General features: G+C 70.4%; 14 protein-coding genes. 10 read left to right on the top strand and 4 right to left on the bottom strand.

The genetic code is table 11. The features are described from left to right. Window positions 1-243: 243 nt before the first annotated feature. Window positions 244-894, bottom strand: a complete 651-nt coding sequence (locus AB0C69_RS27340) for an NUDIX hydrolase (RefSeq protein ID WP_360358085.1) — start codon at window positions 892-894, stop codon at window positions 244-246. Between the two features lie 174 nt (window positions 895-1,068). On the opposite strand from AB0C69_RS27340, the gene AB0C69_RS27345 reads away from it, so the two are divergent. The 6 genes from AB0C69_RS27345 (at window position 1,069) to AB0C69_RS27370 (ending at window position 5,406) form a co-directional block, all read left to right on the top strand. Further along, on the top strand, window positions 1,069-1,461 hold the full coding sequence (locus tag AB0C69_RS27345; protein WP_360358087.1) for a hypothetical protein: 393 nt from the start codon (window positions 1,069-1,071) through the stop codon (window positions 1,459-1,461). A 133-nt stretch (window positions 1,462-1,594) separates the two neighbouring features. Further along, window positions 1,595-1,942: a hypothetical protein gene (locus tag AB0C69_RS27350; RefSeq protein ID WP_360358089.1), complete on the top strand. Its 348-nt coding sequence runs from the start codon at window positions 1,595-1,597 to the stop codon at window positions 1,940-1,942. A gap of 367 nt (window positions 1,943-2,309) precedes the next feature. Further along, the gene (locus AB0C69_RS27355; RefSeq protein WP_360358091.1) at window positions 2,310-2,843 is read left to right on the top strand and encodes a pentapeptide repeat-containing protein; all 534 of its coding nucleotides are present in this window, start codon (window positions 2,310-2,312) and stop codon (window positions 2,841-2,843) included. A gap of 136 nt (window positions 2,844-2,979) precedes the next feature. Next, window positions 2,980-3,540, top strand: coding sequence for a hypothetical protein (locus AB0C69_RS27360; protein ID WP_345183615.1), 561 nt, complete (start codon window positions 2,980-2,982; stop codon window positions 3,538-3,540). A gap of 14 nt (window positions 3,541-3,554) precedes the next feature. Beyond that, window positions 3,555-4,082 (top strand): hypothetical protein, encoded by a 528-nt coding sequence (locus AB0C69_RS27365; protein WP_353833140.1) that lies wholly within the window; start codon window positions 3,555-3,557, stop codon window positions 4,080-4,082. Window positions 4,083-4,281: 199 nt separating this feature from the next. Further along, complete coding sequence (locus AB0C69_RS27370; protein WP_360358093.1) at window positions 4,282-5,406, top strand: methyltransferase domain-containing protein; 1,125 nt, start codon at window positions 4,282-4,284, stop codon at window positions 5,404-5,406. Between the two features lie 133 nt (window positions 5,407-5,539). Here AB0C69_RS27370 and AB0C69_RS27375 read toward each other — a convergent pair whose 3' ends face one another. Then, entirely contained in the window at window positions 5,540-6,502 is a 963-nt protein-coding gene (locus AB0C69_RS27375) for a zinc-dependent alcohol dehydrogenase family protein (RefSeq protein ID WP_360358095.1), read from the bottom strand. Between the two features lie 153 nt (window positions 6,503-6,655). Here AB0C69_RS27375 and AB0C69_RS27380 point away from each other — a divergent pair, with 153 nt between their 5' ends. The 3 genes from AB0C69_RS27380 (at window position 6,656) to AB0C69_RS27390 (ending at window position 8,719) form a co-directional block, all read left to right on the top strand. After that, entirely contained in the window at window positions 6,656-7,294 is a 639-nt protein-coding gene (locus AB0C69_RS27380; RefSeq protein WP_360358097.1) for a helix-turn-helix domain-containing protein, read from the top strand. Continuing rightward, the gene (locus tag AB0C69_RS27385) at window positions 7,291-8,199 is read left to right on the top strand and encodes a hypothetical protein (RefSeq protein ID WP_360358099.1); all 909 of its coding nucleotides are present in this window, start codon (window positions 7,291-7,293) and stop codon (window positions 8,197-8,199) included. The genes AB0C69_RS27380 and AB0C69_RS27385 overlap by 4 nt, the downstream gene beginning before the upstream one ends. 154 nt (window positions 8,200-8,353) lie before the next feature. After that, window positions 8,354-8,719, top strand: coding sequence for an Mth938-like domain-containing protein (locus tag AB0C69_RS27390; protein ID WP_360358101.1), 366 nt, complete (start codon window positions 8,354-8,356; stop codon window positions 8,717-8,719). Window positions 8,720-8,749: 30 nt separating this feature from the next. On the opposite strand, the gene AB0C69_RS27395 is transcribed toward AB0C69_RS27390, so the two are convergent. Together AB0C69_RS27395 and AB0C69_RS27400 are read right to left on the bottom strand one after the other, a co-directional pair. Beyond that, the gene (locus AB0C69_RS27395; RefSeq protein ID WP_360358103.1) at window positions 8,750-10,195 is read right to left on the bottom strand and encodes a serine/threonine-protein kinase; all 1,446 of its coding nucleotides are present in this window, start codon (window positions 10,193-10,195) and stop codon (window positions 8,750-8,752) included. A 105-nt stretch (window positions 10,196-10,300) separates the two neighbouring features. After that, a complete protein-coding gene (locus AB0C69_RS27400) occupies window positions 10,301-10,753 on the bottom strand; it encodes a hypothetical protein (RefSeq protein WP_360358105.1) in 453 nt (150 codons plus the stop codon). 300 nt (window positions 10,754-11,053) lie between these two features. Here AB0C69_RS27400 and AB0C69_RS27405 point away from each other — a divergent pair, with 300 nt between their 5' ends. Beyond that, entirely contained in the window at window positions 11,054-11,614 is a 561-nt protein-coding gene (locus AB0C69_RS27405) for a hypothetical protein (protein ID WP_360358107.1), read from the top strand. Window positions 11,615-11,704 lie beyond the last annotated feature (90 nt).

Here is an 11,704-nt window from a genome sequence, read left to right on the forward strand (position 1 = left end):
GCCGACGACGTCGCGGCGCTCGCGCCCGATCGCCACCATCTCCTCGCCGAAGACCTTCGTCCAGTCGGGGCCGCCCTTGCCGGTGACGAACTAGAGATTTCCGAGTAGAACATTCAGGGCCCGGCGGTACACGCCGGGCCCTGAATCGCGCATGGATCAGCCGACGACCTCAGAAGAATGACGAAGCCGGCCCGGTGGTATCAGGAGGGTCGGTCACCCGCCCCTTCTGCTCGATCGCGGTCGTCAGGCTGCCGCGAACCAGTCGGTGAGCATGCCGACGTGGTTCTTGGAGGTCACCTCACCTCCGTGGACGTCCTTCAGATCGGCGGTCAGTTCCTGGAACGTGTTGGCACGCACCCAGGCCGCCTTGTTCGCGTCGTCCTTCGGGAGCACCCTCGGGAAGTCGCGCCGGTTCAGCGTTCCCAGGTCCACCGTGCACGGCACGGTGACGATCCAGGCCTCGTCGGACGAGCGCTTGCTGGGCACGTAACGCGGCTTGGTCGCGTACCAGACCAGGCGCCGCAGGTCCAGGTTCGCTTCCTCTCGCAGCTCGCGGCACGCCGCCACCACGGAGGTCTCACCCGGGTCCTGGAAGCCGCCGGGGAGGCCCCAGCCGCGACCGCGGTTCCGCTCGACCAGGACGATCCAGCGGTCGCCGGACTCGTCCCGGACCGAGGCGAGCGCGTCCGAGGTGCGGTTCTCGGCCCAGCCGCCCAGCAGGTTGCGGCCACGCTGGATGGGCGTCTTCTCGCACGGGTTGACCGGACGGCCGTCGACCACCTCGAAGGGGATCAGGGCCAGGCGCTGCCGAGCCGGCCAGTTGATCCTGGTCGGGTCCGTCTCGGGATCCGCCCAGGAAGCCGTCAGCACCTTCGGGTCTGTGTGCTCACGCATGTTTGTTCTCTCCTAGTTTGTTCCGCTTGATCGGTGGGGGCTCTTTCCCACTCCCCCGCCGATACCGTCCGGAGACCCCGGGCAGTCGCAAGCTCTGCGCGTCGAGTCACCCCGATCCGGACGTGGAAGGAAAGTCGATGGACAGGCGGGTGGGAAGGTCCGCATCCTGCTCATGTGGGAAAGATGGAGATGATCGCCGCCCGGGTCGCCGAGGGCGCGACCGTGGATTTCCGGCCCTCCGGGTCGTCGATGGTCCCGCTGATCCGGAGCGGGGATCCGGTCACCGTCGCGCCGGTCGATCCGGCGAGACTGGAGGTCGGTGACATCGTGCTCGCCCGCGTGGCCGGAACGGTCTACCTGCACCTCGTCTCGGCCCTCGATCCGGCCAGGGGCCGTGTTCAGATCAGCAACAACCGCGGCCGGATCAACGGCTGGACAGGACGCGAACGGGTCTTCGGCATCTGCGTCGCCGTCAGGGGTGATCATCGGCCGGGCGCCATGGCGAAGGTCGTGGCCTACGAGCCGAACCCACAGGCGTCCGACCGGGCCCCATCCCGTGATCAGTGAGGCCCGCGCCGGGCCCTGACGCTCGCGCTGGGCCGGTCAGTAATCATTCACACCAGAATTGCGGCATCGCGCCGTCTCCGGGAAAAGTACATGATCACGTAACAGGGCGGGCTTTCGCCTCTACATTCTTACTATGGAGATCTGGGAGGCCGCTGGATGGGGGTTGGCGGGCGGTCTGGCGGCGGGGCTCGTGTCACTGATGACAGCGATCAGTTCGGCCGGGTTCACCTGGCCGTGGCACGGGCATCCCGAGCAGGCGTGGCCGCGGCTGTTCGTCTTCGGGTGCGGGCTGGCTCTCGGCGCGCTCGTCGCCGCCGCGACGCACGACTCGATGAGCGGCGCCTGGCCGGCGTTCATCATGGGGGTGGGCGCGCCCGCCACGATCCGCGGCGCGCTGGCCGGGGTGGCGGTCACCGAGCGGAAGATCGAATCCCCCGTGCCGGCGCCGTCGGAAGGAGGTGAGGGCAGTGGTGGACGCTGACGGCGCGCTCGGCCGCCTGGCCGCCGCCGCCCGTCCCACCAGGCCGTGGCTTCGCCTGACCCTGCCGTCCCGATGGGCTCGGTTCCTGGTCGCCGCCGGTGCGCGTTCCGTAACGGCCGACGGCGAGACCGTCGGGTCCGAGCAGCCCGGACCCCGGCCGCGTGCGGCCTCGCCCCAGCCGCAAGGCCCGGGTCCGCAGTGGCCGCGTGGGCTCCGGCCGTTCGGTCCCACTCCGGCCGGGCCGGTGGCCTCGCCACCACCTCCCGCTCGGCCTTCGCAGGGCCCGGATTCCCTACCCTTTTCTCAGGGCCGGCCCCAGTACCCTTCCCTGCAACCTCCACAGCAGGGCCCAGGCCGGATTCAGCCCGTGTCGGCGCGAGCGGACATGAGCAGGGCCGATCTGACCCGCGCTTCCCTGGTCGGTGCGAACCTTCCCTACGCCAACCTGACTCGCGCGAACCTGACGGAGGCGAATCTTCGGAATGCCTCCTTGTACGGAGCGGTGCTGACCGGCGCGACCCTGTACAGCGCGACGCTGGTCGGCGCGAACCTGTATGGAACGGATCTGACCCGCGCGGACCTCAGCCGCGCGGACCTGACGAACGCGGACCTCATCGACGCCGATCTCTCCGGCGCGACGCTGACCGGGGCCACTCTCACCGGCGCGGGCCTCGTCCGCGCCAACCTCCACGGCGCGGACCTCACCTATGCCGTCCTGCGGGAAGCGGGCCTGAGCGGGGCCGATCTGACCGGGGCCGATCTGACGGGCGCCGCCCTCGGCGGAGCGGAGCTCGTCGGCGCGGCGTGGTCGGTGGCGACGACCTGGCCGGGCGAAGTGAGCGGGACGATGCGGGAACGGTCTGAAGAGGTGCAGACAGGACGGTTCGTCGTGCAGCATTAGCGGCGCGGCACAGCCGGCACTCGCGGCGGCGGGCTCGAAGCGAGATCCAGGCTGTTCGAACAGCAGATCGTGAAACCGGATGGGTGGGCGAGGAGTCTCACCACCATTCCTTGATCCCACTGGACGGAAGGTGCCCGTGACCGAGCAGCTCGACCAGGTCTTCGGCCGGTTGGTCAACCGCAGCTGGCAGCGTTTCTCCGAAGAGCTCCACACCCGCGAGATCGACGATCTGCTCGTCGGCGCCGTGATCACCGCGGCGGTCGCCCAGGGCAACGCGCTCATCGATCTGAACTCCGACGGCAACCACCACTACCTGCGGTTCCAGCACCGGCAGCACAAGCACCGGCTGATGTTCCAGCTCACGCACCGGGCCGGCACCGTCATGGCCGCCAAGACGCTCGGCCAGCACGCGGCCGTGACGATCGCCTACGGCGAGTACGTGCGGGACGCGCGGACGGTGTGGCAGGCGCTGAAGTCCGAGGTGAAGAGCGGTTTCCTGGACGTCGGGGAACCCGGCGTGTTCACCGTCGACGCGGATCTCGCCACCGGCTACGTCTACGTGCAGGTGCCCCTGCTGCTGGACCTGGAGCCGTACTTCGCCGACCACTACACGGTGAAGTACCCCGTCCTGCAGGAGCACATCGCCGCCGTCACCCAGGCCTGCGCGAAGTACCTGCACGGCCGCATCGCCGCCTGAACCGGAGGAACGACATGCTCTCGATGATCAACAAGTTCAAGAACAACGCCGAGGAGCGGGAGAGCAAGGACGAGGCCCTCATCGGCGAGATGGTGTTCACGATGGCGCACCTGGGGTGTCCCGTCATCGGGATCAAGTCCGGCGGGGACCTGCAGTACGTGCGGTTCAAGCCCGTGGGCGACCCGGTCCTCTACAGCTTCACGATCGTGCTGGACCGCAAGACCGGGGACGGCGTGCTGCAGCAGGCCGTCCTGGGCAGCAAGGCGACGCTGACGTTCGTCGCCGAGGTCAAGAACCACATCGCCGACCCCGACGATCTGGTGGCGATGTTCCGCACCGACATGGCGAACATGCTGCGCAGCCCGTGGTTCGGTGACGTCAAGCTGGACCACCAGCTCAACTCCATCACCGCCACCAAGAAGCAGCTCATCGACATCGACGACTACGCCGACGCCGACGGCACCGACCGTGACCGGCTCAGGCAGCTCCTCCAGGGCACCATGCAGGAGCTGCGCGAGAAGGTGGCCCCCTACAAGAAGTGATCCGCCCTGAGAGGTCGTAACAGAATCAGCGGACGAGGCGTCGGGAGGCGGATGTGGAGAAGGGCCTAGACTGCCGCTCATGACGTTCTTCTTCCACCTGCGTTAGCACGCCGTCGGCGAAGCGAGGATCACCCGTCGTCGGCGAGGCGGGGCGGCGGAGCGCTGCCCCGGGTGCTGACGTGGGAGAAGAACGATCATCATGCGCATTCCGCGCGCCCGCCTGGTCGCCCGCTGCGTGCGTGGCCTGGAGCCCGAAGTCGCCACCGAGATCCTGGAGTCGGGGCTGGGTTCCGTCACCCGCCTCGGTCATCGCGAGGTCCACTTCCGTCTGCGCTCGTCGAGGCCGGAGCCGATCCCGGCGCTGCGCACGGCCGACGACCTGTTCCTGTCGGCCGCGTGCGGACCCGACATCGGGACGACCAAGCATGACCTGCACGCCCTCGCCGAACTCGCCGCCCTGGCCGACACCGATCTACTGGTGCGCCTGCGCCGCGCGCTGACGCGGGCGCCGGCCGAGGTGCCGGGCATCGATGTCTCCGCCTCCTTCCTCGGGCGGCGCACCTTCAGCCGGTACGACGCCGAGGACGCCGTGGGCATGGCTCTGGCCGGGCGGCTCGGCGTCCCCTACCACTCGCGGCGAACGGGCGCCGCGCCTCCGCCGGGGTCCTGGGGGTGGCGGCTGACCCTGGACGGCGCGCACGCCGCGCTCATGATGCGGGTCGGCGACCGGCCGCTGCACCGCCGCGCCTACAAGCAGCGGATGATCAAGGGCACCCTGCACCCGCCGCTGGCCGCGGCCATGGCCCTGCTGGCAGGCATCCGCCCGGACCACACCGTCCTGGACCCGTGCTGCGGCGCGGGAACCCTGCTGGTAGAGGCCGCGCTCGCCCGGCCCGGCGCCCGCCTGTACGGCTTCGACCTTTCTCCCGACGCCGTCGCAGCGGCACGGGCCAACGCCTCCGCCGTGCCCGTCCGCGTGGACCGCGGCGACGCCGGCCGCCTTCCACTCCCCGACGCCAGTGTCGACCGCATCCTGTGCAACCCGCCCTGGGGCGCCCAGGTTCAGCCCGGCGGGCTGCTCGCCGACTCACCGTCCCGCTGGTGGACAGAGCTTCGCCGCGTACTGGCTCCGGACGGCAAGGCCGTGCTCCTCCTGCCCACCTCCGAAACACTGACCGACGCCATCCGGCACGGCCTCGTCCCGGTCCACGTCCAAGGCGTCCGTGTCTCCGGCGCTCACTCCTTCATCGTCGGCCTGCACCCGGCAGCGTCCTTGAAGGCCCGGAGACGCACAACGAGCCGGACGGAACGGAAGCCCCGTTAAGACAACGAGCGCACCCGCCCGCACCACACCCGGACATCACGCCATGTCGCATCACATGCACATCTTGTTATTACCGCTAAGCGGTGATCGGTGAGCCGCGGAGTGGCTGGACCGCGTTCCCGTTCTGCCCGGCTCAGGGGGTCAGGACGATTCTGCCGAACACCTCGCCCGCGTCCATCTTCCGGTGGGCCGACGCCGCCTGGTCCAGTGGCAGCACCTCGTGGACGGCCGTGCGCAGGTCCCCGTTCGCGGCCTCGGCGAACTGGGACGTCCGCACGGCCTGCCTGTCTGGGCCGGGGACGGTGTCGGAGCTGAAGGTGGCGAACGACAGGGACCTGCGGAAGGCGTCCATCAGTCGCATGCCGAAATCTGCCGGCGGGTGTCCGCCCACCACTCCGACGGCTATGAACCGCCCGTTGGGGTGCAACATGTCCAGGAAATGAGGAAGGCGGGGTCCGCCCACGACGTCGAGCACCACGTCGAAGCCCGACGGCGCGCTAGGGCCGCCTTCGCCGGATCGGTCGAGGACGTGGGTCGCGCCCAGGTCCCGCAGGCGGGCGCCGCGCTCGGCCGACGAGGTGGTGACCGCCACCGCGCCGGCCCCGATCCTGGCCGCGAGCTGGACCGCCGTGATGCCGATGCTGCCCGCCGCGCCGCGCACGAGCACCGCCTCGCCGGGCGCGAGGCGGGCCCGGTCCAGGGCGAAATGGGCGACCACGCCGGAGCCGCCGAGTGTCACCGCGTCGGCGCCGGTCAGGCCGTCGGGCAGCGGCAGGACGTCCTCGACAGCGGCGACGGCCTGCTCGGCGTACCCGCCGGCCAGGCCGGTGAACGCCCACACGCGCCGCCCCGTCCACGAGCGGTCCACGCCCTCTCCGACGGTGGTCACGCGTCCCGCGACCTCGCTGCCGAGGAGATGGCCCTCGCGGAAGCCGTGGGCGGCGAGCGTCCCCCGGCGGATCACGGCGTCGACGCCGCCCACCCCGATGGCCTCCACTGCGATCCGCACCTGCCCCGGGGCGGGGACGGGCACGGGCAGGTCAACGACCTCCAGCCCCTCGGGGGCGCCGAACTTCCTGATCACGACGGCTTTCATCCTGGTTCCTCCGGGCGATGCATGGGACGGGGTCCCGGCCGCGGCGGCCATGGACGGCGAACCTGCCCCAGGCCGGGCGGGCTCTGGGTGGAACGGGCCACCGGCTTCGGAACGTAATGGGCGCACCCGCCCGACTGGTTAAAGTGAGAGGCGATGACCGGCCGTTTGCCTCACACCGCGCGTTCCGACGCCCGCGACAACCGGGCCCGCATCCTGGCCGCCGCCCGCGCGGTGTTCGGCGAGGAGGGCCTCGGCGCGCCGATGCGGGAGGTCGCCCGGCACGCGGACGTCGGCCCGGCCACGCTGTACCGGCACTTCCCGACCAAGCGGGCTCTGATCGTGGAGGCCTTCGACGAGCAGCGGCGGGCCTGCCGGGCCATCGTCCGCGACGCCCTCGCGGACCCCGACCCGTGGCACGGGTTCCGGAGCCTGGTCGAGCGGATCTGCGAACTCCACGCCCGCAGCCGGGGGTTCGCCGACGCCTTCATGGCCGCCTTCCCCGAGGCCATGGACTTCGCCGCCGACCGGGAGCGGACTCTGCGGGCGGTCGCCGAGTCGGCCCGCCGCGCCCAGGAGACCGGCCGCCTGCGCCCCGGGTTCGTCGTCGACGACCTGGTCCTCATGCTCATGGCCCACCGGGGCTTGCAGGACGCACCGCACGACGCCCGGCTCCAGGCGTCCCGCCGTTTCGCCGCCTACGTCATCGAGGCCTTCCACGCCGTCCCGGAAACGGAGGCGCCCGCGCCCCTTCCGGAGATGCGGCACCGGAAGCAGACCGGGCGGTCATCGTGAGCACCACGGCAAGAAGCCCGCTGGACGGTCTGGAGGCGGTCGACTGGGCCGGCCTCCACCACGCGTACGGCCCGGCTGGCGACGTCCCCGGCCAGCTCGCAGCGCTTCTGTCGGCAGACGCCGAGGAACGTCACCAGGCTCATGCCCGGCTGAGGGGGAACGTCTATCACCAGGGAACCCGCTGGCAGGTGAGTTGCCATGTCGTTCCGTTCCTGACCGAGCTGGCGGACGATCCGGCAACGCCCGATCGGGCGGCGGTGGTCGATCTGCTCCGCGCCGTCGCGCTCGGAGACCGCGACGACACCTGGCTCCCTTTCGAGCCCGACCGTGTGTTCGCGCAGGCCGACAACGTGACCAGCACCGACGTGGCAACGGTCGTGGGCTGGCTCTATGACGAGGACGCCGAGCCCGGGGAGTGCGATGCGGTCGCGGTGTCCTGGGACCGCGACGCCTACCTCGCGGCCGCTGCGATCAGCGACCGGTTCGTCGCCTGGACCCGGGATCCCGACCCGATGATCGCCGCGATGGCGGCTGAGCTGCTGGCCTGGTTTCCCGCCACCCGGCCCGCGGTCGCGCACCTGATGGAGATCCCCGAGACCGGGGAGCACCGGGTGGCGCGCGCGAGCGCCAACCTCAGCCTCGGCTATCTCGCCCCGGACGAACCGGCGATCGACGACCGGTTGACGACCTTGCTCGCCGCCGGGACCTTCGGCGTCCGGCTCACCGCGGCCGTCGCTCTCGCGATCCGGCTCGGCGATCGGATGCCCGATGCCGGATTGCAGGTGCTCGCCGAGGCGCAGGACCGTGCCGATGAGATCAGCGCGACCGCGTTCCCGCTCCCCTGGGATCGGTCACTTCTCGGATTCGCCGCCCTGGCGCTCTACCGGATCGGGCTGTCCCCCTAGCTTCAGTTCACGGCGGAATCCGAGCGCCATCGGCGCTGCCTGACCCATGTCCGCGCGAAACGGCAACGATGTGGCCGCGCGAAGGGCGCCCGAGCGCGGGTCCGGCCATACTGCCCTGAAGATCGGACATGCCATGGGACGGAGAGAATCCGCGATGACGACATCACCTCAGATCACACATGTCTCATGGGGCCGCATGGAAGTCGAGGGCCTCGAACCGGGCAAGGATTTCAAGCTTTACCCCGGCGGCGGCCGCGCCTGGGACTGGTCGGAGACCGGGACGGGTCACCAACCCGGGATCCAGCCCGCAGACGTCCAGGAACTCCTTGACCACGGGTGCACGGTCATCGTGCTCAGCCGCGGCATGGAACTACGTCTGCAGACCATGCCGGAAACTCTCAGGCTGCTGGAGGAAGCGGGGGTCGAAGTGCACGTGGAGGAGACCACGGCCGCCGTGAGGCTCTACAACGAGCTAGCCCGGTCCACGGCCGTCGGCGGCCTGTTCCACTCGACGTGCTGATCCGGCGGTATGCCCGCGGATCCGATGGGTTCAGAGCTTCTCTCTGAGGGCCCTTTCGATGATTTCGGCGATCTCGAGGACCTTGGCTCGCCGTTTCTCGTCCGTGCGCAGCGAAGGGGCCTCGCTGAGGTAGACGCCTATCTCGGCGTTCCGCAGGGTGAAGATGACCATTTCGGCGTGCCAGCCGCTCTGCCCGTCACCAAGGCGACTTTTCCGGACCGCCTCGTCTCCGAGGCCGGGGACCTTGGTCCACGTCAGCAGGTCGGCCACCGTGGCTCTCCGAGGGAGCGAGGCACGGATCGCGAGCGTGCCGTCGACGGTCTTGGAACTGCCGTCCTCGGTGACGACGTCGCTCCACGTGCAGGCGTCGGCGTCTTCATGATTCTGGTAGGGGCCCCAGTCCAGGATCTCGCTCTCGTCGGGGTTGGACAGGGTCTCCCTGAGGGCCGGGCCCTCGCTGAGGATGGCACAGGCGTCCGGGATCGACTCGAACTCGTCCTTCGAACCCGAGTCGGACGACCCGTGGAAGGGGAGCTTCACCCCGCCCGTCACCGTGACGATGACGAGGGGAATGAGAAGGACGAGAAGGCCCGCGATGGCCAGGGCGCCCTTTCCCGGTTTCCCATGTCCGGCATTCCTCACCAGCGGCCTTGTCGGAGTTCGCCCGTCCTGGACGGCCTTCAATCCCTGCGCGGCCTGCACCGAGGTCCAGCGTTTGCCGGGATCTCTTTCCAGGAGGCCTCTCAAGACCGGCTTCAGCGCGCCGGACCGGACGAACGCGGGGTCGTCCCCCATGAGGAGCCGGCCGATGAGAACCTCCAGCTCATCGGCCCGGAACGGCGGATGGCCCTCCACCGCCATGTAGAGGGTCGCCCCCAATGACCACAGGTCCGATGCCGGGCCCGGCGTGCCGGTCCGGAAGCGTTCCGGGGCCATGAAGACGGGCGTTCCGACGAAACCGCCCGTCCGGGTGTACGCGGTGGCGTTGGAAACGGCCGCGATCCCGAAGTCGGTGAGGACGACACGACCGTCATCGGCGATCAGGACGTTGGCGGGCTTGACGTCGCGGTGCAGGATGCCCGCCGCATGGGCGCGGTCCAGCGCCTCCAGCACGGCGAGCCCGATCTGGGCGGCCCTGGCGACGGGGACCGGACCGTCGTCGCGGACGATCTCCTCCAGGGAGGGGCCCTGGACGTACTGCATGACGATCCACGGGCCCGCCGCGTCGTCGACGACGTCGAACACATTGATGATCGCGGGGTGCTCCAGCCTCGCGGCGGCGCGAGCCTCCCGCAGGAACCGGCCCTTGAGGGCGTCCCGGTCCTCCTCGGCCAGGTCACCCGGGACCTGGAGCCGCTTCATCGCCACGTGGCGTTCCAGCGACTGGTCGAACGCCTTCCAGACGATCCCCATCCCGCCCCGGCCGATCTCGTCGCCGAGCCGGTACCGGCCGCTGATCACGTCCCCTCGCACCACAGCGCCGACCCTATCTCGTACAGACGCGGCCGTACGTTTGAACACTCGAGGCATGCCGGGCGGGACGGAACGGGGGCCTGGCGTCGCCCGGCCCCCGCGGGTCGTTCAGAAGTCGGCGAACGCTTCGCCGACGACGATGCCGGCGGCGAAGCCGCCGATGACGGTGAAGGCGGCGAGGAGACCGAAGCCTCCGGCCGCGACGAGGACCGCGACGCCGCCGACGACGGCGAAGACGAGACCTCCTGCGACGATGCGCCCGCAGTTGTCCCTGGGCCTCGCCGCGCCGTGGGCGGCGCGGTAGGCGTCGCGGACGATCGCGCCGACGAAACCGGCGAAGCCGCCGAGGGCGCCGGCGATGAAGCGGTCGGAGGCGCCGGGGCCGACCATGTCGGCTATGTAGCCGGAGCAGGCGGACCCCGCCGGAGCGCCGCCGAAGCCGTGAAAGATCTCGGCGATGGAGGAGGTGTGGAACAGGTGCTCGACGAGCCCTCCGCCGAACACGCCGGCGAAGGCGCCGATCACGATCGCGAGCAGCCCGTTCAGGACGAATCTCTTCATGGTTGTTCCCGGTTTGCGTTGGGGCGCTCGTGCTTCACGAGCGCCGGTCGGTTGTAGGAGACCCCGTGCTTCACCACGGGTGCTGGGCTCTACCGTGCCGGACCCGGCCCGCTCGGCAAGGCGGCCGCGGCCGGAGTCCGGCCGGATCGGGGCGAGGGCGTGCGCCTTGACCATGCGGTTCTCTCCCAGATCCGGTCAGCGGTGGTCAACGCGGCCGGAGGCCGGACGGTCCTTCGCGAAAGGGTCAGTGGCATACGTGTGTCCGGCGTCGCGTCGGACCTGTCAACTGACACACAAACCATGAACGTATTTCTCGGTATCCGGCTCGGTTCCGCACTCAAGGTCCTCAGGGCCACCGCTGTAGCGGCGGCGCTCGTCGTGGCCGGTGTGGCCGCCGGATGCTCCTCCCAGTCCTCCTCGGGGACTCCGGACAACGAGCGGCCGCCGTCCTCGGCGACCGCCCCCGCCGGGCCCGCGACCACCGTCGCGGACCCGAGCACGACCGCGACCGCGACGCCGTCCACGTCGCCGTCCACCAGCCAGCCGGAGGCCACGGCCTCCGACACCTCGGTCCGCCCGGGCAAGGTCGTCGCCGCGTTCGAGGACGGGCCCGAGGGTCCGTTCCTCGTCCTCGCGCCGATCGACGAGGACCAGGGCGACCTGGAGTACGCGTCGGCGCACAAGGACTCCCTCCGGAACCTGGACGTGACGGCGCTGCCGATCTCGGGGGCCTGGAAGGTGAACGTCTCGGCCGACGTGCTCTCGGCGTGCCGGCCCAACCTGACGCGCATGGTGTTCGAGGACTACCCGTCCTGCACGGGTTCCGCGGACGCCGCGCCCAGCACGACGACCGACCGGTGACGAGCCGGCCGGTCTGAGGTCGATCCCCGGGGCACGCCGCCCCGGGGATCACTTCTTTCGCGCGGTGGACGGCGCCGGCGGCGATGGTGT

It is taken from the genome of Actinomadura sp. NPDC048032 (assembly GCF_040653175.1).
GTDB lineage: Bacteria > Actinomycetota > Actinomycetes > Streptosporangiales > Streptosporangiaceae > Spirillospora > Spirillospora verrucosospora.